Annotated in this window: 18 protein-coding genes; 15 read left to right on the top strand and 3 right to left on the bottom strand. The window is 64.2% G+C overall.

The features are described 5' to 3' along the window. The first annotated feature begins 190 nt into the window (after positions 1–190). The 12 genes from FHT02_RS17875 (at position 191) to FHT02_RS17930 (ending at position 19,100) form a co-directional block, all read left to right on the top strand. On the top strand, positions 191–3,556 hold the full coding sequence (locus tag FHT02_RS17875; protein WP_184090920.1) for a TonB-dependent receptor: 3,366 nt from the start codon (positions 191–193) through the stop codon (positions 3,554–3,556). A gap of 67 nt (positions 3,557–3,623) precedes the next feature. Further along, on the top strand, positions 3,624–5,120 hold the full coding sequence (locus tag FHT02_RS17880) for a tryptophan halogenase family protein (protein ID WP_246352507.1): 1,497 nt from the start codon (positions 3,624–3,626) through the stop codon (positions 5,118–5,120). A 38-nt stretch (positions 5,121–5,158) separates the two neighbouring features. Then, positions 5,159–7,084: an NPCBM/NEW2 domain-containing protein gene (locus FHT02_RS17885; RefSeq protein WP_184090924.1), complete on the top strand. Its 1,926-nt coding sequence runs from the start codon at positions 5,159–5,161 to the stop codon at positions 7,082–7,084. Beyond that, on the top strand, positions 7,084–8,484 hold the full coding sequence (locus FHT02_RS17890) for a DUF4832 domain-containing protein (protein WP_184090926.1): 1,401 nt from the start codon (positions 7,084–7,086) through the stop codon (positions 8,482–8,484). The genes FHT02_RS17885 and FHT02_RS17890 overlap by 1 nt, the downstream gene beginning before the upstream one ends. A 19-nt stretch (positions 8,485–8,503) precedes the next feature. Next, complete coding sequence (locus FHT02_RS17895) at positions 8,504–9,238, top strand: HAD-IA family hydrolase (protein ID WP_184090927.1); 735 nt, start codon at positions 8,504–8,506, stop codon at positions 9,236–9,238. Between the two features lie 437 nt (positions 9,239–9,675). Next, a complete protein-coding gene (locus FHT02_RS17900) occupies positions 9,676–13,479 on the top strand; it encodes an NACHT domain-containing protein (protein ID WP_184090929.1) in 3,804 nt (1,267 codons plus the stop codon). Further along, positions 13,457–14,227 carry a hypothetical protein gene (locus FHT02_RS17905; protein WP_184090931.1) on the top strand — a complete coding sequence of 257 codons (771 nt, stop codon included), beginning with the start codon at positions 13,457–13,459 and terminating at the stop codon, positions 14,225–14,227. Before FHT02_RS17900 ends, FHT02_RS17905 begins: the two co-directional genes overlap by 23 nt. 478 nt (positions 14,228–14,705) lie before the next feature. Continuing rightward, the gene (locus FHT02_RS17910) at positions 14,706–15,551 is read left to right on the top strand and encodes an SDR family NAD(P)-dependent oxidoreductase (RefSeq protein WP_184090933.1); all 846 of its coding nucleotides are present in this window, start codon (positions 14,706–14,708) and stop codon (positions 15,549–15,551) included. After that, positions 15,548–16,414 (top strand): NAD(P)-dependent oxidoreductase, encoded by an 867-nt coding sequence (locus tag FHT02_RS17915; protein ID WP_184090935.1) that lies wholly within the window; start codon positions 15,548–15,550, stop codon positions 16,412–16,414. The genes FHT02_RS17910 and FHT02_RS17915 overlap by 4 nt, the downstream gene beginning before the upstream one ends. 228 nt (positions 16,415–16,642) lie before the next feature. Next, positions 16,643–17,629, top strand: a complete 987-nt coding sequence (locus FHT02_RS17920; RefSeq protein WP_184090937.1) for an aldo/keto reductase — start codon at positions 16,643–16,645, stop codon at positions 17,627–17,629. Positions 17,630–17,776: 147 nt separating this feature from the next. Beyond that, a complete protein-coding gene (locus tag FHT02_RS17925) occupies positions 17,777–18,808 on the top strand; it encodes a zinc-binding alcohol dehydrogenase family protein (RefSeq protein ID WP_184090939.1) in 1,032 nt (343 codons plus the stop codon). Then, on the top strand, positions 18,801–19,100 hold the full coding sequence (locus tag FHT02_RS17930) for a putative quinol monooxygenase (RefSeq protein WP_221239555.1): 300 nt from the start codon (positions 18,801–18,803) through the stop codon (positions 19,098–19,100). The genes FHT02_RS17925 and FHT02_RS17930 overlap by 8 nt, the downstream gene beginning before the upstream one ends. A gap of 224 nt (positions 19,101–19,324) precedes the next feature. On the opposite strand, the gene FHT02_RS17935 is transcribed toward FHT02_RS17930, so the two are convergent. Continuing rightward, positions 19,325–20,422 (bottom strand): oxidoreductase, encoded by a 1,098-nt coding sequence (locus tag FHT02_RS17935; RefSeq protein WP_184090941.1) that lies wholly within the window; start codon positions 20,420–20,422, stop codon positions 19,325–19,327. Between the two features lie 104 nt (positions 20,423–20,526). Here FHT02_RS17935 and FHT02_RS17940 point away from each other — a divergent pair, with 104 nt between their 5' ends. Next, positions 20,527–20,889, top strand: a complete 363-nt coding sequence (locus FHT02_RS17940) for a helix-turn-helix transcriptional regulator (RefSeq protein ID WP_184090943.1) — start codon at positions 20,527–20,529, stop codon at positions 20,887–20,889. Positions 20,890–21,333: 444 nt separating this feature from the next. Here FHT02_RS17940 and FHT02_RS17945 read toward each other — a convergent pair whose 3' ends face one another. Continuing rightward, positions 21,334–22,176 (bottom strand): Abi family protein, encoded by an 843-nt coding sequence (locus FHT02_RS17945; protein WP_221239556.1) that lies wholly within the window; start codon positions 22,174–22,176, stop codon positions 21,334–21,336. A gap of 528 nt (positions 22,177–22,704) precedes the next feature. Further along, positions 22,705–23,337 carry a tyrosine-type recombinase/integrase gene (locus FHT02_RS17950; protein ID WP_184090947.1) on the bottom strand — a complete coding sequence of 211 codons (633 nt, stop codon included), beginning with the start codon at positions 23,335–23,337 and terminating at the stop codon, positions 22,705–22,707. 386 nt (positions 23,338–23,723) lie between these two features. Between FHT02_RS17950 and FHT02_RS17955 the strand changes: the two genes are divergently transcribed. Continuing rightward, positions 23,724–23,900, top strand: a complete 177-nt coding sequence (locus FHT02_RS17955; RefSeq protein WP_184090949.1) for a DUF3606 domain-containing protein — start codon at positions 23,724–23,726, stop codon at positions 23,898–23,900. Positions 23,901–23,904: 4 nt separating this feature from the next. After that, positions 23,905–24,102: a hypothetical protein gene (locus FHT02_RS17960; protein WP_184090951.1), complete on the top strand. Its 198-nt coding sequence runs from the start codon at positions 23,905–23,907 to the stop codon at positions 24,100–24,102. The last annotated feature ends 741 nt before the right edge of the window (positions 24,103–24,843 follow it).

Consider the following 24,843-nt stretch of genomic DNA (forward strand, 5'->3'; position numbering starts at 1 on the left):
AGGGGCATGCGAACGACGGCTCAGACGCGCTACACGCGTCGCCAATCTTTCGTTTTGTTTCCCTGACGCAGCAGATTCGCATTAATCTGACAATTTTAGGCTTGCGAAGCCGTAGAGATCATGCGAGCCAGTGTAATAGCAATGTAACGAAACGTCAGATTTCTATTAATTTGCCTGGGGGATGACTAACATGAAACGTGCAGGCTTTCGCAACGCCCTGGTCGCGGGGACCGCGCTCTGGCTGATCGGTGCCGCTGCTCCCGCGCTCGCGCAGAACGCGGATCCGCAGGCAGAGACCCCCGGGGCTGAGGAACCCGAGGACATCGTCGTTACCGGCCAGCGCCAGGCGCTCGCCACCGCAGCCAAGCTCAAGCGCGATGCGGACACGGTGGTCGATTCGATCACTGCTACTGACATTGGCGCCTTTCCCGACAAGTCCGTAGCCGAAGCGCTCCAGCGCGTCCCCGGCGTCACCGTCATCCGCTCGGCCGCGCGGGATGACGTGATGCACTATTCGGCGGAACCCTCGGGCGTGGTCATTCGCGGGCTCCAGCAGGTCCGCTCCGAGTTCAACGGCCGCGACAGCTTCTCGGCGACTTCGGGCTATGGCCTGAGCTGGAGCGACGTCTCCCCGGAGTTGATGGCGGGCGTCGACACCTACAAGAACCAGACCGCAGAGATGATCGAGGGCGGCATCGCCGGCACGGTCAACCTGCGGACGCGCAAGCCGTTCGACCAGTCCGGCCGCGTACTGACGCTGAGTGCGACGCAGAACTACGGCGACATCAGCCAGCGCGCGACGCCCGACATCTCGGGCCTGTTTTCCGACCGATGGTCCACCGGCATCGGCGAGTTCGGCCTGCTGGCCAATGCCGCCTATTCGCAGGTGGTGACCCGGTCGCAAGGCATCACCACTCCGCGGATCATGCCGTTCGCGGCCGGCGTCTATGAGGACCGGATGGTCTATATCCCCTCGGGGATCGGCTTCTCCGAGACTGACTATGACCGCAAGCGCTTCGGGATCGCCGTCGCAGGCCAGTGGAAGAGCAACGACGGTGGCCTGGTCGCGACCGCCCAGTACAATCGCTCAAGCTACAAGACGGCCTGGGTCGAGCACCAGCTCCTCAGCTACTGGACCTGGGTTGATCCGGCCAACACCAATCACTCGACGGTCTGGACCGACCCCACCCTGATCCAGTCGCCTCGCCCACTTGGGCCGACTGCACCGAATGGAACGCCCTTCACCTTCGGGGAGGATGGGCTGTTCCAGACGGGCACCATCACCGCCTCGCGTGGTGGTTGGGGGTTTGGCGGCATCGCCGACTGGGCAACCGGGGAATACGTTCCCGGATCGACCGATAATCTGGGCGTGCTACCCAATGGGCTGCCCTTGTATCAGCCGTGCCTCAATACCGATGTCACGACCGGCGGCCGCCCTTGCCGCGCGGGCTCCCCTCTGGACATTGCCACGCGGTATTCCAACGAGGACCGCGTTGTCTCCGACGCCTCGTTCAACCTCGTCTGGCAGGCCACCGACCGGCTGATGTTCAACTTCGACTATCAGCGGGTGAAGGCGACCAATTATAATTACGACATCACCTTCAACATGCGCAGCTGGGCGGACATCGGCCTGGATCTGCGCGGCGCGACTCCGCAGGTCTCGTTGCTTTCACCCTCGGGCTACAACACCACGGGCTCGGATTGGCTGACCAACCCGAACAATTACACGCCCGCCTCGGCGATGGACCATATTACCGACAGCACCGGCCAGATGGACGCGTTCCGTCTCGATGGCGGCTACAGCTTCGAGTCGCCATGGCTCTCCGAAATCCGCTTCGGCGGCCGCTATGCCAATCGGCAGCAGGAGCATCAGTGGTCCGTCTACAATTGGCAGAGCATCACCTCTGATTGGCAGACCAACCCGGCGGGCTCGGTGTTCGCGAATAGCGGCCGTAATACCACCGGACGGGATGGGGACGGCAATCCGATCCTCTTCGAGGGCTACGGTTCCCCCTATTGGGAGGTTCGTCCGTACGGGCAGCAGATCTTCGGCGGCGGTGTGATCACCAACCCGAACCTGTTGTTCATGCGTTCGGACATTCTTGCCAATCCGAACGAAACCTACAACCGCTTCAGCATCGGCGGGCAGACTGACGACGGGGGCGTCGCCTCTTCGCAGTGGAACCCGATCTGCCACCGTCCGGAGGAGATCGAGGGCAGCTGCTTCACGCCGGGTGAACTCCTCAACGTGCAGGAGAAGACCAAGTCGGGATACGTCATGGCCAAGTTCGGCGGCGACAGCGCGACGCTCGGCGGCATCAGCGTGACCGGCAACATCGGGGTTCGCTACGTCAACCTGAGCACCCGTAGCGAAGGTTCGCTGATCTACGCCGATGCGTTCACTGCAGCGGAGACACTCTGCGTTCCGCTGACCCCCGAGCAGATCGGTCAGCTTGGGCCGGGTCAATATGCAATTTCGCCGGGCTGCCTTGCGGCGGGCTCGACCTCGGATCAGTCGTTCTCGACCGGCGGCAGCCTCGCCTCGACGGTGGAGAACAAGAACGAATTCTGGCTGCCTAGTCTCAACCTCCGCTTCGGCCTGGGCGACGATCTGTTCGTGCGCTTCGCGGCATCGCGCGCGATTTCCAAGCCCGATATCGGCCTGCTGAAGAACTTCACGCAAATCCGCCGTGGCGGCCTGCCGCAGTCGGAGATCCGGGTCGGGAATCCAAACATCGTTCTCGAGGCGGGCGGCAACGCGATCGCGTATAACTATGCCTATACTGCTCAGACAGGCAATCCGCGCCTGCGGCCAATTCAGGCGGATCAGTTCGACATCTCGATTGAAAAATACGCAGGTGACGTCGGATCGTTCAGTCTCGCCGGCTTCTACAAACGGTTCCGCGACTATATCCAGAACGGCACCTTCTCCGTGCCGGTGACCAATGGCGGCGTGACGCGCGATGTCATCGTTACCGGACCGGTGAACGGCGATGGTGCCTCGATCTATGGTTTCGAAGCAGCCTTCCAGCGCTACTTCGACTTCCTGCCCGGCCTGCTCAGCGGGTTCGGCGTGCAGGCGAACTACACCTATATTAAGAACGACGGCGTCAAGAATGCACAGCTGGTGGTCGACACCACCGGCGGCAGTGCGGTTGCCCGCTCGGCGCTGTCCGGCATGATCCAGGTCGATCGCCTGGAAAATCTCTCGGATCACTCGTTTAACGCCATGCTGCTGTACGAGAAGGGGCCGGTCGGCGCCCGCCTCGCCTATAATTGGCGCTCCGAATATGTGAACTCGATCAACGATTGCTGCTTGGGCTTCCCGGTGTGGAACCAGGCGGAAGGGTTCCTCGACGCGTCGCTGCGAGTTGCGATCACGCCGAGCCTGGAGTTCAACTTACAAGGGTCGAACCTGCTCAAGACCCGGATCAAGATGAAGTCGCAGGTCAGTGGACCCACCGATGTCGATCCCGATCGTGAAGTAATGTTCCTGCCCGGCGGCCAGTTCGAGTATGATCGTCGTTTCCAGTTTGGCGTGCGCGCCAAGTTCTGACCCCTGGGGTGGTCGGGCGCCGATGTTCAAAGACATCGGCGTGTGGCGCTGTTCGGAAGGAAGAGGCATGCAACGGATCGTGATCCTGGGCGGCGGCACCGCGGGGTGGATGGCCGCGGCGGGCCTGGCGCGCACGCTGGGTACCGAAGGGCGCTCGATCACCGTGGTCGAATCCGAGGAGATCGGCACGATCGGCGTCGGCGAGGCGACGATCCCGTTGATCGAGACCTTCCACCAGATCCTCGGGATCAGCGCGCTCGACGTGCTGCGCAACTGCGAGGCAACCTTCAAGCTTGGCATCGAGTTCGTCGATTGGGGCCGGCGCGGCGAGCGCTATCTGCACCCGTTCGGGCCGATAGGTGCCGACCTCAACGGCGTCGGCTTTTTGCAACATTGGCTGCGTCACCGTGCCGAAGGCGGTGCGGGTGCCTATATCGACTATAATCTCGAAAGCCGCGCCGCGATGGCGGGGCGGTTCGGGATGACCCCGCTGCGCCAGCCCGGTGAGCAGCAGCTCCACTTCGCCTTTCATTTTGACGCGGCGCTCTATGCCGCGATGCTGCGGCGCTATTCCGAGCGGCTCGGGGTGACTCGCGTCGAGGGGATGGTGCAGGAGGTGCGGCGCGACGGCGAAACCGGCGAGGTCACCGCGCTGGTGCTGCGCGACGGGCCCGAGATCGCCGGCGACTTCTTTCTCGATTGCTCGGGATTTCGCGGGCTGCTGATCGAGCAGACGCTCGGCGCGGGCTATGACGATTGGAGCGAATGGCTGCCGTGCAACCGGGCGGTGGCGGTGCAGAGCGGGCGGCTCTCTCAACTGTCGCCGTTCACCCGCTCGACCGCACTTGATGCCGGCTGGCAGTGGCGGATCCCGCTCCAGCACCGCACCGGTAACGGCCATGTGTTTTGCGACGCCTTCCTTTCCGAAGACGAAGCGAGCGCAACGCTACTGGCGCGGCTCGACGGCCCCGCGACGATCGAACCGCGAATGCTGCGCTTCGTCACGGGGCGGCGGCGCAAAAGCTGGGACCGCAACGTCGTCGCGCTCGGACTGGCGGGCGGCTTCGTCGAGCCGCTCGAGAGCACGTCGATCTACATGGTCCAGTCGGCGCTCGCCAAGCTGATGGCGATGTTCCCGCGCGGCGAACGCGCGCACCCGGCGACGGTCGCGCGCTTCAACGCGATGATGGCGACCGAATGGGAGCGGGTGCGCGACTTCATCATCGCGCATTACAAGGTCACCGAGCGCGACGACACGCCGTTCTGGGCCCACTGCCGCAACATGGCGGTGCCCGACAGCCTGGCCGAGCGGCTCACCCTCTTCGCCGAGGAGAGCCTGTTCATCGAGCAGCCGCACGATCTGTTCAAGGAGCCGAGCTGGGCTTCGGTGCTGATCGGGCAGGGGATGATGCCCAAGCGCCACCACCCGGTCGCTGACGCGGCGCCGCTCGAGGCGCTCGACACCCAGCTTGGCCGGATGCGGAAGGCCGTCGCCGCGCGGCTTGCCGGGCTACCTGACCACGCCGCCTATATCGATCAATGCATCAGCAAGGCTGCCGCGTGACGCAGCGGCCGGACGCTCCCTCCAGTACAGGTCCATCCATGTCCAAGCGCACGCTTTCGGCCTCCTTCCTTACCCTCGGGCTGCTGCTCGCCGCCGCGTCGCCAGCTGCGGCGCAGACCAAGGCGGCCGCCGATCCCCTCGCGCCGACCGGGCGCTGGAGCCTGCCCGAGCGCAAGCAGGGGCTGACTCCGCCAATGGGGTGGAGCTCGTGGAACGCGTTCCGCACCGAAGTCGACGAGGCGAAGGTGATCGGCTCGGCGCAGAAGCTGGTCGATAGCGGGCTCGCCAAGCTCGGCTATGTCTATGTCAATGTCGACGACGGCTGGTGGCTCAAGCGCCGCACGAGCGACGGGCGGATGCAGATCCGCACCAAAATCTTTCCCTCAGCAGCGGGTAAGGGCGGCAACACCAGCTTCCGTCCGTTCGTCGACCGGATCCATTCGGTGGGGCTCAAGGCCGGGCTCTACAGCGATATCGGCCGCAATGCCTGTTCGCAGGCCTATGACCTCCACTCGCCCAATCTGCCCGAGGGCACCACCGCCGAGCGCGAAGTCGGGCTATTCGGGCATGTCGACCAGGACGTCGCGCTCTACTTCCGCGAATGGGGGTTCGACTATCTCAAGGTCGATGCCTGCGGGATCAACGTCTATGCGCCCGGCAGCGCGATCGTGAAGCAATATGCCTACACTCCGGTCACGCCGCTGATCGACCAGGCCTCGATCAACCGCACCGACGTTCCGGCGGTGCGCGGGCTCTATGAAGCAGTCGGCGCGGCGCTGGCGCGGCATAATCCCGACGGCGACTATATCTTCTCGCTATGCGCCTGGGGAAGCGCCGATGTCCGCAGCTGGGGCAAGCAGGTCGGCCATATGTGGCGCACCAGCGGCGATATCACGCCAAACTGGACGCGGATGCTACACAATTTTGACAGCGCCTCGACCCGCGCGCTCTATGCCAAGCCGGGCGCGTGGAACGACCCCGACATGCTGTTCGTCGGCCATGGCGATTTCGATGAGCGCCATCTGATCGAGGCGCAGTCGCACTTCGCCTTATGGGCGATCATCAACGCGCCGCTGCTGATTGGCTACGACCTGCGCAACGCGCCGCAAAGCCTGATGGATATCTGGAGCAACGCCGACATCGTCGCGGTGAACCAGGACAAGGGCGGTCACCAGGGCGTGATCGCCTATGCCAGCGACGACGTGCAGATCATCGTCAAGACGCTGAGCGGCGGTCGCAAGGCGGTCGCATTGTTCAACCGCGGGCAAGGCCAGGCGCAGGTCGACCTGACCGCCGCTCACCTCAAATTCGCCGACAACGCGCCGATCAATCTGCGCAACCTGTGGGACAAGTCGACGCTGGCGCCGTTCAAGGGCGAGACGCGCTTCACCCTGGCGCCGCGCCAGACTTTGATCTTCGAGGCGACCGGCGAGCGCCGCCTGGCCGATGGCGTCTATCTCTCCGAGATCCCCGGCGACATCAACGTCGCCACCGACGGGATCGTCGCGCCCGAAGCCGATCCGGTGGTGCATCGCATGATGGGCCAGTGGAGCGGCACGCGCGACAATGGCGAGCGGCCGATCTACGCCGGCTGGGGCGGGGCGCAGGCAGATGCCACCCCCTACGATCAGGCGCTTCAGATCGCCGGGCGGCGCTTCGATACCGGGATCGGCATCCTTGCCCGCTCGCGGTTGGAGATCCGCAATACCAGCGGGCGCAAGCGCTTCGAGGCGCTGGTCGGGGTCGACGACTCAACTCGCAATACCAAGGACCAGGCGCGCTTCCGGGTCTACGGGGACGGGCGCCTGCTTGCCGAGAGCGCGCCGATGCGCTTCGGCGATGCCGCGCGGCCGCTCAGCGCCGATATTAGCGGAGCGAAGCTGGTCGAGATCGTCGTGACGGCGGAGGGTAGCGCCAGCGACCTGCCGCTCGTCACGACGTGGGCCGAGGCGGCGCTGCGCTGATGCGTGGGTCAGGTGCAATGCGCCGGGCGGCGCTGGCGCTGCTCGCCGCCACGGGAGCGGTCGGGCACGCCGGTGCGCAAGAGGGGGTGGAGGCCCGCTTCGCCCCGAGCGAGGCGCCGCTGGCCAACCCAGAGCGCGGCTTCTACCGCGCGAGCCGGGGCGATCTCGACCGGATCGATCCGGCGTTCCTCGATGCTGCCTATCTTGACGGCTATCGGCTGATCTATGCGCGGATCAATCTCGAGCCGTATCGGACCGCGCCGCTGCCCGCCGACTTTTTGGGCCGCCTCGAGACCGGATTTGCCGCTGCTCGCCGCGCTGGGGTCAAATTGATCGTCCGTGCGGTGTACAATTATCCCCGCGGCGAGACCGAGTATCGCGATGCCAAGGATGCGGCGCTGCCGATGGTGCTGCGCCATCTCGCGCAGCTCAAGCCGGTGCTCCAGGCCAATGCGGACGCGATCGCATTCGTGCAGGCGGGTTTTGTCGGGGCGTGGGGCGAGTGGCACACCTCGTCCAACGGGCTGACCGAACCGGCGGCGCGCGGCGCGATCAAGGACGCGCTGCTCGACGCTGCGCCGGCCGACCGCTTCGTTCAGTTCCGCTACCCGCCCTATATTCGCGACTGGGCACCCGAGCTGCCGACGCCCGCAACCACGATCGCGCAGGGGTTCCGGATCGGCTTCCATAACGACTGCTTCCTCGCCAGCCAGACCGATGTCGGCACGTTCAGCGAGGATGCGGGCACGCGTACGGCCGAGCACGCCTATCTCGACCGGCTCGGCGAGGTCGCTCCGTTCGGCGGCGAGACGTGCAACCCCGCCGACGATCCCGGCGCGACGCCACGAACGGCGTGCGCGGACATTCTTCGCGAAGGCGCGCGGTACAATCTGACCTATCTCAACGCCGATTATTATCGCCGCTTGTTCCACGAAGCGTGGGCGCGCGGCGGCTGCCACGAGGCGGTCGCGGCGAAGATGGGATACCGGCTGGCGCTGGTTTCGGTCGCACATCCGGCGCAGGCCGTAGCGGGGGGCGGCTTCCGCCTCGACCTGACGGTTCGCAACGACGGCTGGGCGCGGCCGTTCAATCCGCGCGTGCCCGTGCTGATCCTGCGCAACCGTGCGGACGGCGCGCTGGTGCGCCTGAACGGCGATGTCGATTTGCGCGGATGGTTGCCGGGGGAGAGCAAGGCGCTGCCGCTCGCAACGACGCTGCCGCGCCTGATGCCGCGCGGAACCTATGATCTACTGGTCGCCTTTCCCGATCCCGGCGCGCGCCTCGCGAACGATTCGCGCTACGCGGTTCGGCCTGCGAACGCCGACGATAGTGGCAAGGCGCAGGGCTGGGATGCCGCGCTCGGCGCCTTTCGCACGGGAACGCGCGTCGATGTGCGCTAATCCGGTGAAAGGCGACCCGATGACATCACCGCACCCTCTGGCACGCAGCTTCGCGGCGTTCCTGTTCGACATGGACGGCACGCTGCTCGACAGCACCACCGTCGCCAATCGCGTGTGGCGCGACTGGGCGGAGGGCCATGGGCTCGACGCGGAGCAGGTCATCGCGGTGCTGCACGGGGTGCGCGTTCGCGACACGGTGCAGCGCTTCGCTACCGGTGCGATGGACGTGAATCGGGAAGCCGAGCGCATCACCGCGGCCGAGATTGCGCAAGTGGACGGGATTGCCGAGATCGCGCAGGCGCGGGCCTTTCTCGAAAGCCTGCCACACGATCGCTGGGCTGTCGTCACCTCGGCCCCACGGGCCCTGGCGACCCGGCGGATTGAAGCTGCGGGGCTTCCGTCACCGCCGCTCCTGGTGACGGCCGAGGACATCGTCAACGGCAAGCCCGCGCCCGATTGCTACATCGCCGCGGCCAAGGCACTCGGCGTCGAGATCCGCGACTGCCTGGTTTGGGAAGACGCCCCTGCCGGCATCGCCGCCGCCGAAGCCGCCGGAGCGACTGTCATCGTCGTCGAAGCAACGCATGCCGATCCAGACAATGCCGGGCGGCTGCGCATCACCAATTTCTGCGGTCTGTCGTGCAGTGCGGATGCCGACGGCATGCTCCGGCTCTACGGCGCCAGCCAGGCCCGGGGCCCGTCGCCCGACTGCATTGAATCTGGCAAGATGAGCGAAGGGCGGCTTACCGCGTGATTTCACTTGAAAGCCGCCGGTTTCCTTTCGGCCCAGTTCCGGACGTAACCGGTCGGCTGAAGAGCGCGGGTGCAACCAAGAACGTCGCCTTCTGGGTCATTTCGATCAAGAGGCTAATGTGAACGGATGGCAGCTTACGGGAAGCAGGGGTGGAGCTCGGAGCGGCAGCTACTGGCGCATTGCAGCCGGACGCCTTCGCGCTGATCGAATGACCGGTTCTGGCGGAAGCTGCCGTTCAGAGCTCAATCGGCGAACGACGCATTCTGGTCGCGAACTGCCGTGCGTACGCTCGGATCGCGATCAAAGCGGAGGCGCTTTCCCTGCGAGAAGCCGTTGAGTCGGTACCGCGGGTATCGACAAGGCGCCACAAAGTGACTTCAGTGTGCCGATGAAGATCGCGACAAGAGTTAGCGGGAACGTCCATCAGGTGCCACGGGATGCTTGATTTTACCCGGATCATCGCCGGCGTTGCCGGTCAGCGTGAGACGTTCGAGGAATTAGTTTGCCAGATCGCCAGGCGCGTGCCGCCGAACGGAAGCGCCGAGTTCCGACGGATCCATGGCGCGGGGGGCGACGGCGGGGTGGAAGCCGTCTGGCTGCTGAAGAACGGCGAGGAAGTTGGATATCAGGCCAAGTACTACGTCACCTCCGCCGGCATCGACTGGGCCGCGATCGACAATTCGGTCGAGACCGCGCTTTCGACCCACCCGGCCATGACGACGATGCACATCGCCATCGCTTGCTCTCTCACCGGACCTACGAAGCGGCGAACCAAGGCGGGCGCGCCCACCGCGAACGGCTGGAGCGATTGGGATGCGCACCGGACCCAGTGGACCTCCAATGCGGTGGCCCTAGGGCGGGTGGTCGAGTTCGTCCCCTGGACTGCTCCCGACTTGGAGGAACTGCTCACCAGACCGGAGACGATCGGGCTCTCAGACTATTGGTTCGGCGCGATCGAACTGACGCCAAAGCGGCTTGCGGCGGAATGCCAACGAACCGTCGACGCACTAGAGGAACGATACCATCCCGAGGATCACGTCGATGTTTCAACTCGGTCTGTCTTCGACGGGCTGCTGCACAACTCGGCCCTCGGTCAGACCATCGCGACCACGCGTGCAACTCTCGTCGATGTACGAAGACTCGGCCGTAGACCGGCCCTGCTCGACAGCGCCTACGGCGCGCGATTGGATACGGTCGACGCGCTGGTTACGAAGCTGATCGACAGCATGGCGCAGCCTCCCGGCCCGCGCGACGCAGCAGCATACTCCGGCTGGGAGAGCACCGCACTCGAACTGCGGAAGCTACTGTTCGAGTCGATCCAAGCCGACGGTGACCTCCTGAGCAAGGCCGAGGACAAGACTAAGGCCACTCCGTTCGATGAGGCGACGCCGACTCCTATCGAGGAAGGTTATGACCGAGCGTCCCTCGACTATCATCTCCACGGCCTACGAAAATTGCAGGACGCCGTCGGCGACGTACTGCAACTGACCGCGTCCAGCGCGTGCAGGGCCGATGCGACACGCTTCGCCCTGCTCGACGGGAGAGCAGGCTCGGGCAAATCGCACCTCATCGCCTCCGAGATCGAGCGCGCGCTGGCAAGCCGCGCGCCGGCGCTATTCATGATCGGGACGGATTTCACCACTCACGGCACGCCCGAGAACCAGATGCTCGCGCACTTCGAATGGGGCCAGTCCACCTTCGACAAGATGCTGGGTGCGCTGTCGGCCCGGGCCGAGGCGGAAGGGACACGGGGACTTGTCGCGATCGACGCGCTCAATGAAGGTGCCGGTGCGGCGCTCTGGAGGAGCACGCTGCAGGGGTTTGCGCGACGGGTGCTTGCGTTTCCCAATCTGGCGCTGTGCGTGTCATGCCGGCGCGAATATTTGGACCACCTGATCATGCCCGCGGTCGCGCAGATGGCGACGACCGTCGAGATCGCGGGCTTCGAGACCCCCGCCGACATCGAGCGGGCCGCGCGCGTCTACATGGACAAACGCGGGATCGTACGCCCGGCAACGCCTTGGCTAAACCCCGAATTCTCCAATCCCTTGTTTCTGCGGACAACGTGCCTTGCGCTCCAGGCCGAGGGGCGTACCGCTTTCCCCCGCGGGATGCGGGGCACCAGCGAGGTGCTGAACTTCTACTTGACGTCGACCGGTCGGCATCTCGGCACGAGTTATGACGGTAGCGATGTACTTGTCGGAGCGCTGCGCTCGGCCGTGCTGGCGCTGGCGACGTCCATGGGGGACGCGATGCGGGACAGCGTCCCGCGCGGCGACGCGCACCGCATCGTCGAGCAGGCGTTCGAGGGGTTCGCCCCTCCAGCGAGCAAGACCTGGCTCGAGACCCTGCGCTTCCGAGGGCTGCTCAGATACGATCCCGACCCACACACCGACACCAAGGATCCGCTCGCGGTCCCTGTCGACGTGGTCCGCTTCTCGTTCCAGCGGTTCGGCGACCATCTCGTGGCCCGCGCACTGCTCGAAGGGGTGCCATCCCCCGCTGGCCTGTTCGATCCCGGCGGCAAGCTCGCCTTTCTCCTCGCGCAATATGGTGTCGCCTACGAGTGGAGCGGGCTGTTCTACGCGCTCTTCCTGCATTTCGCCGACCGCTATGGCGTGGAACTAGTCGATGAGCTGCCGGGCGGACTCGACGATTGGTGGGATAAGTGGCCGGTGGAGGACGCCTTCGTCGACAGCATCCGCTGGCGTTCGCCAACGGCCTTCTCCGATCGGACGCTCGAACTGCTCAACCGCCTCAGCCGACATGAGGAGGACATCACCGCGCTGCTGGTCGAACTCGCGGTCATCGAGGATCACCCCTGGAACGTCGAGCTCCTCCACCGCAACCTCATCTCGCGAACCATCGCCGAGCGCGACGCATTTTGGACAGTCGCGATCAACGCCGCCCATGACGATCCTGGTCACCCACTCGTCCGCCTCACGGATTGGAGCCTGAATTCAGGCGTCGGCCAAGCCTCCGACGCTACCTTGGGCCTCGCGCTAGTGACCCTTGCCTGGAGCTGCGCCAGCACGAGCGCCCGCATCCGCGACACGGCGTCGAAAGCGGTTCTCTCGGTCCTCGCGACCCGCCCCGTGCTTGCCGCGCCGTTGTTCGAGCGGTTCACCGGCTGCGACGATCCTTACGTCGTGGAACGGCTCTACGCCGCGCTGTACGGAGCAGCGCTGAGGACGCTGGATCCCGCCACCCTAAGCAAATTCGCGAGCGTTGCCTGGAGCAACTGCTTCGAGGGCACCCCCCCGGTTCACCTGCTTGCCAGGGACTATGCGCGCGGCACCATAGAACTGGCCGTATCGGCGGGCTTGTGCGATCCATCCATCGATCTAGCGCGCTGCCGCCCGCCTTGCGGATCGACAGCACCCAGCTTCAACGTCACGAAGTCTCGCGTCGACGCCCGCGGCGAGCGGGTTGGCGCGCGTTCGATCCTGAGTTCCTGTTACGACGGCCTAGCCGACTTCGGCCGCTACGTCTTGGAAGGACGCGTGCATCGCTTTTCGGAAGCTCGCCTGTCCGGGCCGCGTCCGGTGACGGCCGAAGAAAGCGGGGAGGCATTCTTTCAGGAGATCGTCGCCGGCCGGAGCGACGTCGAAAGCGCGTTCTCTGAGCTCCGTGCCGCCTATGCAGAAAGGCGCGTCAGCTTCGATCGCGACTCTTTTAAGGTAATCGTCCCTCCCGCCGACCGTCGCCGGATCGTCTGCGCGACGGCATCGCTCCTGGCGCTCCTGACGCCGGCGCAGCGCAGGCGCTACGCGGCCGAGGCGAACGCTTGGGTGACGGGAAGCGGTGGCCACGAGTGGATCATCCCAGGAAAGGGCAAGGGCGCGAAATTCGATGCGCAGAAATGCAAGGTCTGGGTAGCTAACCGAGCGCTTTCGTTCGGCTGGACGGCGGATCGCTTTCCTTGCGACCGATCTTTCCGGAAGAAGCGAGCGGGGCGGTCGTATCGAGCGGATCGGCAAGAAGTATCAACGGATCGCCATGATGGAACTGCTGGCGCGCCTGGCCGACAATTTCTGGATGAAGCCGCAATGGGGAAGCGGTGCCGCGATCTACGACAATCCGCTCGACGTCGAGTTCACCCGCGACCTCGAACCTTCGATCATGCCTGCCGACCAGGAGGTGACGACGCGAGCCGATCTGCCGCAGGTCCCGCCACTCGTCTGCGAACCGCTGCCGGTCGAGCGGAGGGGCGACTGGGTGGCGGATCCGGGCCTGCCTAGCAGCCGTCTCGCCCTGGCGACATGCCGTGACGTTAGCGAGCCGGGCTGGCTGACCCTCTATCGCTACGCAGGACACGACATCGACGCCGAACAAGAGGACCGGCACTTGGATGCGCCGTGGCTCCAGAGCGACTTCCACTCCCTCGCCGCCGTCCTCCTCTCTCCTGACGACAGGGCGCGCCTGATCAAAGACGCGGTCGCCGACGCATACGACTTCCACGAATGGCTTCCGGGCCAGACGACCGACGGTCCCTACATCGGCGAGCTGGCGCGACGCGACACGTGGCGCGATGAACCGTGGACGACACTCGACGCTCGCCTGATCGGAAAGGCCTGCAGCTACAGGGGTATACGGCCCATCGCAGACTTCCTCTGGGAGAGCCATCTCGACGGAAGCCTGCCCAACGGGTTCTCCCGGCACGTGCCGATACCCTGGTTGATCCGTGGTCTGGGACTCACGGCGGATACGAATAACCTCGGCGTCTTCCTCGATGCGAAAGGAGTACCGACGATCGTCACGGGGAGTGCCAGGGGTGGCGATCGGGGCAGTTACGTCCTTGTCCGCCGCGACCCCTTCCTAGACTTGGCACGGAAGAACGACCTCGAGCCGATTTGGACGGTGATCGGCGAACGCCGTGCGACAACGCTCAAGAGAAAACGGCACCCAGATATCCGCGTCCGCTACAATGGATTGCTGTGGTTGGACGGCAAAGCGGAGGAGCATGTACACTGGCCGCACAACGATTAGGTGCGCTCCTTTGGCCAGCGTCTTGAGGTGTAGAGGACAATATTAGCAAACGGCAGGTTACGAACTTGCGGCGGGTCAGCCTGAATGACCGAAGCTGGAGCGCCTTGCTGACGATCCGCTTCAGGGCGCCCCATCGACAGCTTCTGTCACGAGGAGACGTTCGCGGCTGCTGATCTGAACGACCGGTTCTGGTCGATTACCGCCGCGAACGAACTGCGAATCGTCGAAGAACATTGCGGTCGTTCCTGATCCTTCCGGAAGATATCGGCATCCGCTTGGAGCCGACATCTCCCAGCGCCCAACCGTTGTCAGTATGCATAGCCCAAAGCAGGTATTCCTCACGAGATAAGCGCGCTCGTCAGCCTGTGCTCTAGCCGCGGCGCTTTGCCGAGCCTTCTTGGCCTTTCGCGCGTTGGGTGAGGCGCGATCGACAGTCTGAAGCGGCAGCGCATTCTTCCCTGATTTCCGAGGACAACATATGGATCAGCATCCCGCCATCTTAGCGGATCGCGTTGCGGTAATCACGGGCGCCGCGAGCGGCATCGGCCTTGCAGTTGCTCAGAGGCTCGGTACCGCCGGCATGCGCCTCGTGATTGCCGACATAGACGAGGACCAGCTGGCCTTTGCTGCGGATGATCTCCGGGGGCAAGGCGTTGACGTGCATTCGGTGCCCACCGATGTCAGCGACCGAGATCAGGTCGAGGCGCTCAAACAGGCCGCCGATGCACTCGGCCCCGTCTCGCTGCTGATGAACAATGCAGGTCGCGAGGGCGGCGGCGGCATCCTCGCGGGGTCGGACGTTTGGGAGCGCACGATGGCAACCAACCTGATGGGTGTGGTTTACGGCGTGCAGCAGTTCCTTCCCGGCATGATCGCGGCGGATTGGCCTTGCGCGATCGTCAACACGGGCTCCAAGCAGGGCATCACTCTTCCGCCCGGAGACACGGCGTACAACGTCAGCAAGGCCGGTCTGAAGGCGCTCACGGAGTCGCTCGCGCACGACCTGCTCGAGACAAGGGGCCGGGTGAGCGCCCATCTGCTGATCCCCGGCTTCACCTACACCGGCTTCACCAAGCGTCGCGGCGTCGCGGAGAAGCCCGCAGCGGCATGGACGGCCGAGCAGGTCGCCGACTTCATGCTCGCGGGCATGGCACAGGGCGACTTCTACATCCTGTGCCCGGACAACGACGTCACCCGCGAGATTGACGAGCGCCGGATCGCCTGGGGCGCAGGCGACATCATCGAGAACCGTCCGGCGCTATCGCGTTGGCATCCAGATCATGCCGAAGCGTTCAAGGCGCACATGGAAGGGGGTGCGGCATGAAGGTGGGTTTCGTTGGCCTCGGCCGAATGGGCAGCGCCATGGCCACCAACCTGCTCAAGGCTGGGCATGAGCTGGCGGTGTGGAATCGCACGCCGGGGAAGGCCGACGCACTGGTCGACGCGGGTGCCCGCCGAGCAATCTGCCCGGCCGATGCGGCTGACGGTGATGTTATCATGACGATGCTTGCTGACGACGCAGCCGTGGAAGCGGCGGTCTACGGACAAGATGGTATTCTCGGCGGCCCCGCGCTTCACGTTTCGCACAGCACGATCAGCGTGGCGCTTGCCGACCGGCTCGCAGCGGATCACACGGGCGAGGGCGGCTTTGTCTCGGCTCCTGTGTTCGGGAGACCCGTGGCGGCTGAAGCAGGCAAGCTGTTCGTTGTCGCCGCAGGCGCTGCCGAGCATGTCGATTCGTGCGAGCCGCTCTTCATGGCGATCGGGCAGCGCGTGTTCCGGGTCGGCACGACGCCCTCGGCAGCGAACCTGGTGAAGCTCAGCGGTAACTTCATGATCATGTCCGCCGTCGAAGCCATGGCCGAGGCGATGACGCTCGCAGAGAAGGGCGGCGTCGACCGGGCGACCCTGCTCGAGGTACTGACGGGAACCCTGTTCGGTGCCCCAGTGTACCAAACCTATGGCGATATCCTCGTCGAAGACCGCTTTCGCCCGGCGGGTTTCGCAGCGCCTCTGGGGCTGAAGGACATGAACCTCGTCGACGCGGCGGCAACGGCCTCGCGCGTGGCGATGCCGGTGCTCGGCGTCATCCGCGATCATTTGCGCGCGGCGATCGCCCAAGAAGGCGAAGACATCGACTGGGCAAGCGTAGCAATGGCTGTGCGGCGGGCTGCCGGGATGAGCTGAATGCTCCGCGTGCTGTGTTCCAGACATCCGTGCTCCATCAGCGCGGTGGCCCCTGCCTGGCTGAGCCGACGAAGGCGGCAGATCGTCCGCCAACAACGCTTCGCCGATGGCAGGGCTACGCAACTCTAGACGGTCACGTGTGTTGGCACGACTTACAACCGCATCGCTGCACCCGCACCAGATCTGCGTCTCGTGGCGGACGATGCGGCCCCAGATAGGAACGACACCATGAAGATGCGCAAGCTCGGCTCCCAGGGCCTCGAAGTCTCAGCCCTCGGCCTCGGCTGCATGGGCATGTCGGAATTCTACGCCGGGCGGGACGATGCCGAGTCGATCGCCACGATTAACCGTGCGCTCGATCTCGGCGTTACCTTCCTCGATACGGCCGACATGTACGGCGTGGGTGCCAATGAAGAGCTGGTCGGCCGCGTGGTGCGCGACCGGCGGGAGTGGGTCGTCGTCGCCACCAAGTTCGGCAACGTGCGCGGCGACGACGGGAGCTTTCGCGGGATCAACGGGCGCCCCGACTATGTTCGCCAGGCCTGCGACGCCAGCCTGAAGCGCCTGGGGCTCGACGTGATCGATCTCTACTATCAGCACCGAGTCGACCCCGATGTGCCCATCGAGGAGACGGTGGGCGCCATGGCGGAGCTCGTAGCGGCGGGCAAGGTCAAGTATCTGGGACTTTCCGAGGCGGCGCCGGCAACCGTGCGCCGGGCACATGCGGTTCACCCGATCACCGCCTTGCAGACGGAATATTCGCTCTGGAGCCGCGATCCGGAGGACGAGATCCTGCCGACCGTGCGCGAGCTCGGGATCGGCTTCGTTCCCTACAGCCCGCTGGGGCGAGGCTTCCTGACCGGGCAGTTCAAGAGCCCCAACGACCTGCCAGCCGACGACTACCGGCGGAATGCCCCGCGCTTCCAAGGCGAGGCGTTCGGCAAGAACCTCGACCTGGTGGCGGCGATTGAGGGAATGGCTGCGAACAAGGGCTGCACGCCCGCGCAACTAGCTCTCGCATGGGTGCTGGCCCAGGGCGAAGACATCGTGCCGATCCCCGGCACCAAGCGCCGCAAATATCTCGAGGACAATCTCGGCGCGCTTGAGGTGATGCTGAGCGGAGCCGACCTCGCCCGAATTGATGAGGTGCTGCCGCCCGGCGCGGCGGCCGGCACCCGCTATGCCGCCCCGCAGATGGCGGCGCTTAACCGATGAGCGTCGCATTCGCCGGCCGATCGAGCGCACAATGGCGTTGTTTAGCGGTCAGAGCGAATACATTTACACCGTGGCCCGATTGTATGTGTCCCGTCACGTCCCGCTATAGCTATGTCGGGATTGTCACCAACGGGAGGAGCATACAGGATGCGCGCCATAGCCTATCGCAAGCCCGGAGCGATCGACCGGCCTGATGCACTGATCGATCTGGATCTCCCGCGTCCCGTTCCGGGCGGTCGGGACATCCTGGTCGCTGTGCAGGCGGTGTCGGTGAACCCCGTCGACACCAAGGTCCGTGCCGGCGCGGAACCGTTTGAGGGCCGATCGGAGCGCATCCTGGGATGGGATGCGGCCGGCGTCGTTGAAATGGTGGGTCCGGATGTCACGCGGTTCAGGGTTGGCGATCCGGTTTTTTATGCCGGCAACATCGCGCGCGACGGCAGCAACGCCGAGTATCAGCTCGTCGACGAACGCATCGTCGGTCACCGGCCGAAGAGTCTTGGCGCAGCGGAGGCCGCGGCACTGCCGCTCACCGCTATTACCGCCTGGGAGACGTTGTTCGACCGACTACGCGTCAATGACAAGCCTTCTGGCGGCGCGGCCACGATCCTGATCATCGGCGGCGCTGGTGGGGTCGGCTCGATCGCAATCCAGATTGCCCGCGCGCGCACCGACCTGACGGTCATCGCCACTGCCTCTCGGCCCGAGACCCGGGATTGGGTCCGTGCACTGGGCGCGCACCACGTGATCGATCACCGGCAGGCGCTTGCTGGCCAGGTGGACGCGCTCGGCTTGGGCGCGCCGGCGTTCGTCTTCTCCACGACGCACACCGATCGGCACCTGGCCGATATTGCCCAACTCATCGCGCCGCAGGGCCGCTTCGCCCTAATCGATGACCCCTCGAGCCTGGATGTGGTCTCGTTCAAGCGCAAAGCAGTGTCGATCCATTGGGAATTGATGTTCACACGACCGCTGTTCGACACACCCGACGTGGGCGAGCAAGGCCGCCTGCTCGACACCGTCGCCGACCTGGTCGATGCCGGCGCGATCCGCACAACGTTGACCGAGCGGCTATCGCCGATCAATGCCACGAACCTGATCGCCGCCCACCGCCAGCTCGAGAGCACGACTACGCGGGGGAAGATCGTCCTTGAGGGCTGGGAGGCCGACATTGATTGATGCCGTGGTCCATGTGGTCGCTCGCCTTGTTCCCCTGCCCGGCAAGGCCGCCGATCTCGCCGCAGCGGTTGGGGCGATCATACCCGAGGTGCGCCGTGAACCTGGGTGCCTCACCTATGCTGCACATGAGAGCCGCGACGAGCCCGGCGTCATTGTGATGATCGAGTCCTGGGCAGATCAGGCCGCACTCGACGCCCACATGCAGGCGCCAGCTTTCACTAGCCTTGCGGCGCGGTTCAACACGCTGCTGGCCGGGCCACCGGCAGTGGAGCGCTTGCGGCGGATCGATTGATGCGAGCCTGGGTCCGGGCACCCCAGCCAGTCCCGCGCGCGGCCTGCATCTAGGTGATTACCCTGTCGTCCGCCCCATTCTCGTTCGGACCGCCGCCTTTCTGGCACCGGCCGGGGTTCTAAAAAACGCGGAACGCCGGGCCCTGTGATAATTGGTCCCGGCAGTCGTGCGTGTGGAATTGACCAAATTGACCTCGCCACAGGCGACGAGGCCAATCATGACGCTCAGGCGGAGCGATATCGCTCCAGCCAGTGGGCGTAGGGTGCAGGAAGGACCCAGGCGGGCTTGTCGATGCCGAGCTTGCGCGCGGCGGCGTAGGGCCAATGCGGATCCGCAAGTAGCGGGCGACCGAGCATGACGAGATCGACCTGCCCGTTTGCCACCAGTGCGTTCGCCTGCTCGGCGTCGCTGATGTACCAACTGGTCGAAACCGGCAGGCCTGTTTGCTGTCGGACACGCTCGGCGACCGGGGCCATGAAATTAGCGCCCCAAGGGATTTCGGCATTCGGCGTCGAGAAGCTGACCGAGACATCGACGAAGTCGAGCCCCGCAGCCTTGAACTGCCGGATGAGGCCGATCGATTGTGCCAGCGTCTCCTCATCGCGGCCGTCGAATTCAATGACCCCGAAACGCGCAGTAAGGGGGCGGTCCTTCGGCCAGACCTCGCGCACGGCCGCCAGTGTCTCGATCAGGAAACGGCCGCGGTTCTCCGGGCTGCCGCCGTACCCGTCGGCGCGCTGATTGGCGTGATCTGACCAGAAGCTCTGGGCGAGATAGCCATGCGCGAAGTGGAGCACGAGCCATTCGAACCCGAGGTCGCGGGCGCGCCTGGCGGCGGCGACGAAGTCGCTGCGGACACGGACAATGTCATCGACGGTCATCTCCCTCGGCACGCGTGGCAGGTCGCCGCCAAATGCCAGCGGAGAGGGCGAGATCGTTTCCCATCCACGCGGATCGCCCTCAGGAATGTGATTATCGCCTTCCCAAGGCCGATTTGCGCTCGCCTTGCGACCGGCATGCCCGATCTGGATGCCGGGCACCGCGCCCCAGCGCTTGATCGATTCGACGACGGGACGCAGCTTCTCCGTCTGCGTGTCGTTCCACAAGCCGAGGTCTGCAGGCGTGATCCGCCCCTCCGGCGCAACCGCCGTCGCCTCCACTACGACCAGCCCTGCGCCGCCGCGAGCCAGGCCTTCGTAATGGACGCGGTGCCAGTCGTTCACCTCGCCGTCCTTGGCCATGTACTGGCACATGGGCGAAACGGCGATGCGGTTGCGCAACGTGGCGCTCTTCAGGGCATACGGGTCAAATAACGTAGGCACGCGCGATCTCCGGCGGGAAAAGCAGGCGAGCGGAGTAGTCGTTCTATTGTTCGACTACAAGCGTACAATGGTGCGGCCTACCGACCTGTGCTATCGACCGTCCGGTGAAAGGCATCTCCCACCCCGCCCTCGACGATATCTCACTGGAGAACGTGTGCCAGGCACTCACCGATCCCGTTCGGATCGAAATCGTCGGTCGCTTGGCTAAGATGTCCGAGGCGACCTGCTCCGTGCTCAACGCCGGCCGTCCGAAATCGAGCATGTCCCATCACTACCGCGTCCTCCGCGATAGCGGGCTGATCTGCACCCGGACCAGAGGCACCACGCACTTCAACGCGCTCCGCCGCGCCGAGCTGGACGCGCGCTTCCCCGGACTGCTCGACGCGCTGTTGAAGGCGATGGCTGTGGATGCCGACGGAGAGGCGAAGTACGAGGCAAGCCCGCGGTCATCAACGATCCCAATCTGATCCCGAGCGGCGGACCGTTAGCCACATTTCAAGCCTTTTCTCTGCGTGTAACCGCACATCTGGAAGATTGGCGGCTTTCGAGAATAGCCGGTGACAGGCGGTGCTTCGTGAACCGGCACTGCTGTCTGACCTCTTAATGGAAAGCCAGTGGCCGGTTTGGGGGTGAGCAGACGTTCCCGGGCCATCGGGACGTGGCTGAAAGTGGTCGTTAGCGGCCGCATCCTGTCCGAAGGCTACGTCTTCGGCGCTCCCAAGAGCGGACGGCCGGTAAACCACCTTCTCCAGCATGGCAGCTCCGCCCCCCTAAGATGCCGCCCGAACGGGGTCGCAAGGGGTATGAATGAGTGCAGGTATCGGAAAGAGCGCTCGCTCTTATGGGGCAACAAAGGACTCCGAACAGCCATCTCGCCAGCGGGACCTCTGCCAAGCGTTCGAGCTCGTCGATCAACGCCACAAGGGTCTGGCATCCCATCCTGATGGAAAACCCATGGCACAGAGGTCGCTGGTTGGATGCTGATTGAGCAACGTCGTAAGCTCATCTCGCCAGACAGATGTCGGATCTACCTGTCGCAGCAGGTAAACGATCAGGACCAGAGCGTTGTAGAGTTGGGCTGGGGCATGAGCTGCGGGTGGTTCGAGCGTGTTGAGGAGAGCAGCCGGTTTGGACGGCACCCTCATGCGCAGCAGGAAGCCACGGTTCCAGAGGCGCGCATGGTGCGCGCAGCTGTTTCTGATCGTGGAGAGATGCTTCAGGAGCGGCACCAGCACTGCCTCTGGTAGACCCAAGGGCCTGGCTATAGCGTTGCGCAGCGCCCGATCGCCGAGCAGCGCATACCAGCGGGAGAGCTGCCCGAACGACATCATCTCCGCCACCATCCACACTGGCGGCATCGCCGGTGTGTCATAGGTACGACGGTAGTGGTCGATGTACGTCTCGGGCGAGTTTGCCACGTCCTTGGTCAAACGGACTAAGTTCTCTTGGTACTTGCCCGGATGATAGTAGAGCCTTGCGTCGAGATAACCGTGCGGTCCAAACCGCTGCGCCAGCTCGTACGCCCAGCTGCCTCGCACAGCGACCTCGATCCGCTCAATCGCGTCGAGGACTACCAGTCGAAGGCGTCGATCAAAATCGTACAGAGCAGTGACAGTATCGAAGCTCGTGCCCGGCAGAAAGCGTTGCCCGGGATTTCCCTTGGGATGCTCGAAGGGCAGCCAATAGGCGCTCAGGCGGTAGTAGCTAACGTGCCGTAGCCAGTGCTCAGCGCGCGCCTTGTCGGGGATCGCCATGCCCTCAGCCTGAAGATGTTGGAGCTGCTGCGCGATTGTCGTCGCTGGTTTTGTGAAAGGGCGTGGCACCGATCCTGCTTAGCAGGACAAAAAAAGACCCGCCAAGTGTGCATACCCTTACGGGTAGAGGCCTGGCGAGTTCGATTGCCCCCGAGATATGAGCGAATTCCCAACAAAGCAATAAGGCTGCCCCATTTTCATATCGGCCGATGAGCCCGGATCGCTCACGAAAATACCGAGTTACCTCCGCTCACCGATCCGGAGAGACGGCGTCTCATTCGACGGCTAAGCTGCCGAGGCAGCTAATGCATCAGCGCCTCCTCATGCAGTCGATCAGCGGCTAGCCGACACATGAGCTTCAAAATGCTACGGCACAGCCCGAGCCTCAAGCTGAACCTACGGCAGCTTTCAAGAAACAGGGAAGGGGCCCAGAAAGGCAGCTGTTGGCGCTAAGCTGGAGGATGCGCCTCTTCCAAGTTCATTCTTAGCAGCCCGGTCCAGCGCGGGAGCGCCGGACCGGAAATGAGTCTAGATTTCGGTGTTCTCTGCCAACGCCAGCGCATCCTCAACATCAACGCCAAGGTAGCGGACGGTGTTCTCTATCTTGCTGTGCCCAAGCAGTATCTGCACAGCCCTGAGGTTCCCGGTGGCCTTGTAGATGATCGAAGCCTTGGTGCGTCGAAGCGAGTGCGTCCCGTACTCCTCACGCCTGAGGCCGATGGACATCACCCATTCCTGAACGAGGCGGGCATATTGCCTTGCGCTCAGATGATCCTTGTAGTCGAGACGGCTCGGAAATGCATAATCGGCAAGAGTGCCGCCGCGCCTCTCCAGCCATGCAAGCAGGCTTGCACGAGCATCGCTCATCAACTCGAACTGCACGGGCTTGCCGGTCTTCGACTGCACCACGATCGCGCGGCTGCGGATTTGCCCGCTGGCCACCAGGTCTCCAATCCTTACCTTCACCACATCACAGCCGCGCAACTTGCTGTCGATCGCCAGGTCAAACAGCGCACGGTCTCGAATCCGGCGGTTCTGGTCCAGGAAGAAGCGGATTTCCCACACCTGCTTTGGTTTGAGCGCTCGTTTGGCACCGACCTTCCATCCTGAGTTCCAGGCACGCGAGCCAGACGGGCGTGGATCATATTGCGACGTTCCCATATTTGTTCTCCCTGGCCAAAAAGGGCCGACTGAAAGAACGATCGTCCCGTGGAACAGAGCAGCACCTTTAACTGCCGGCGAATGCCCGGCTGCGCTCAGGTTGCAGGACATGAACCTTCGGCAGCTATCGGGAAGCGCTGAAGCATCTTGCAACGGCAGCTACTGGCGCTCAGCTGTCGCACGCACGGTGCCAAACGGCGTGTTCGCCCATAGCTGATTGTTCCACGGCCAGTGGCAGGGGATCCAGCTAACGCCAGCCCGTTCAAAGCCGCCGGTCCGCTCCTGGAGCGAGAAGCCGCCGTCCGCTGACGCCCTAATATCAGACTTCCACCAGCATCCTGCATCCTTGGTGAGTCGGAAGCGTTATGATCCCAGAGGAGAGTGGAATGTCGGACAACAAGAACAACGTGGGTTCGCCTGACCGCGACCGCATCAGCCTAAGCGAGGACTACGAAGTTCGTGACTGGGCCAAGAGCCTGGGCGTCTCCGAAGCGCGGCTGCGCGAGGCAGTTGGCGCGGTCGGAAACAGTGCCGACAAGGTGCGAGAGTACCTAAAGGGCTAAGGGGATGCTGAGAAAGACCACTCCGGAACGCGCGCTCGAGCTCGCACGAGATAGCAGCTGCCGCGACGTGGAGCAGATTAAACGCACCCTGAACGCGGAAGGCTATTCCGGGGTCAACCAGCACCTCGCCGGCCTGTCGATTCGCAAACAGATCAGAGCGAGCATCGCGGCCCGATCCGCACAGATGCCGGCCGCGACCTAGTTGTTTGGTCCCGGCTCGATGGTTAGCTGCCGCTCAAACGATCCTGGCACGAAAGCGGCCTGTCCGCAGCCGCCCAAAGTCAGTCATTCCATCGCTCACGGTCCATACCTGCTAGCGGGCATCGATCTGTTGCGGCATCATAGATCGTATGCTGGCAAACAAGCTTCTGCGGCGCTTCGTTGATCGTGATCTGGGTCAGGGCACGGGCGTTGGCAGGGGCCACCTGACGCTTCTGATTGCGGCTATACCGTGGCTCGCAATTTTGCCATTTCGCAGCAAGCTGAACGGCGCCGAAGCGACCGTTCTTGCCACGCTGGTTGTCGCTACGGCTATGTGGTTTGCCTTCGTAGCCTGGCGAGGCGCTCGGCTGCTCCGCGCGTCCGCGCTACGTGGCGACAGAATTTACGATCAACGCGACAAATTCATCCTACCGTCTGAGTACAGACGTACTGACAGTGCCACTGGAGCGAAGCGGAGGCGTCGAAACAGCAGCTAGGCGCGCCCCCCGGTGAGCAACGATAGCATCCGTTGTCTCCCCTACGGACGTCATGCACAGCGAGCCGGGGTGACGTCCGCTACACGCTTTCTCGCTCCCGAGAGCTGCCTGTCTCTTTCCCACCCAATAGTCGTCGGTCGGTGACCGGTAGTTCGAATATGAACATGGGGTAATCGCGGGAGCGAGCTACCTCTATCAGCGATGGTGCGGAGGGTGGCTGTTCCCCGATAGATGAAGGTGCGGGC

The sequence above is a fragment of the Sphingomonas xinjiangensis genome (assembly GCF_014199255.1).
Classification (GTDB): domain Bacteria; phylum Pseudomonadota; class Alphaproteobacteria; order Sphingomonadales; family Sphingomonadaceae; genus Sphingomonas; species Sphingomonas xinjiangensis.

Coding starts and splice junctions, on each gene's coding strand:
- FHT02_RS17875 (WP_184090920.1), top strand. CDS start 191: ATGAAACGTGCAGGCTTTCGCAACGCCCTGGTCGCGGGGACCGCGCTC.
- FHT02_RS17880 (WP_246352507.1), top strand. CDS start 3,624: ATGCAACGGATCGTGATCCTGGGCGGCGGCACCGCGGGGTGGATGGCC.
- FHT02_RS17885 (WP_184090924.1), top strand. CDS start 5,159: ATGTCCAAGCGCACGCTTTCGGCCTCCTTCCTTACCCTCGGGCTGCTG.
- FHT02_RS17890 (WP_184090926.1), top strand. CDS start 7,084: ATGCGTGGGTCAGGTGCAATGCGCCGGGCGGCGCTGGCGCTGCTCGCC.
- FHT02_RS17895 (WP_184090927.1), top strand. CDS start 8,504: ATGACATCACCGCACCCTCTGGCACGCAGCTTCGCGGCGTTCCTGTTC.
- FHT02_RS17900 (WP_184090929.1), top strand. CDS start 9,676: ATGCTTGATTTTACCCGGATCATCGCCGGCGTTGCCGGTCAGCGTGAG.
- FHT02_RS17910 (WP_184090933.1), top strand. CDS start 14,706: ATGGATCAGCATCCCGCCATCTTAGCGGATCGCGTTGCGGTAATCACG.
- FHT02_RS17915 (WP_184090935.1), top strand. CDS start 15,548: ATGAAGGTGGGTTTCGTTGGCCTCGGCCGAATGGGCAGCGCCATGGCC.
- FHT02_RS17920 (WP_184090937.1), top strand. CDS start 16,643: ATGAAGATGCGCAAGCTCGGCTCCCAGGGCCTCGAAGTCTCAGCCCTC.
- FHT02_RS17925 (WP_184090939.1), top strand. CDS start 17,777: ATGCGCGCCATAGCCTATCGCAAGCCCGGAGCGATCGACCGGCCTGAT.
- FHT02_RS17945 (WP_221239556.1), bottom strand. CDS start 22,176: ATGGCGATCCCCGACAAGGCGCGCGCTGAGCACTGGCTACGGCACGTT.
- FHT02_RS17950 (WP_184090947.1), bottom strand. CDS start 23,337: ATGGGAACGTCGCAATATGATCCACGCCCGTCTGGCTCGCGTGCCTGG.
- FHT02_RS17955 (WP_184090949.1), top strand. CDS start 23,724: ATGTCGGACAACAAGAACAACGTGGGTTCGCCTGACCGCGACCGCATC.
- FHT02_RS17960 (WP_184090951.1), top strand. CDS start 23,905: ATGCTGAGAAAGACCACTCCGGAACGCGCGCTCGAGCTCGCACGAGAT.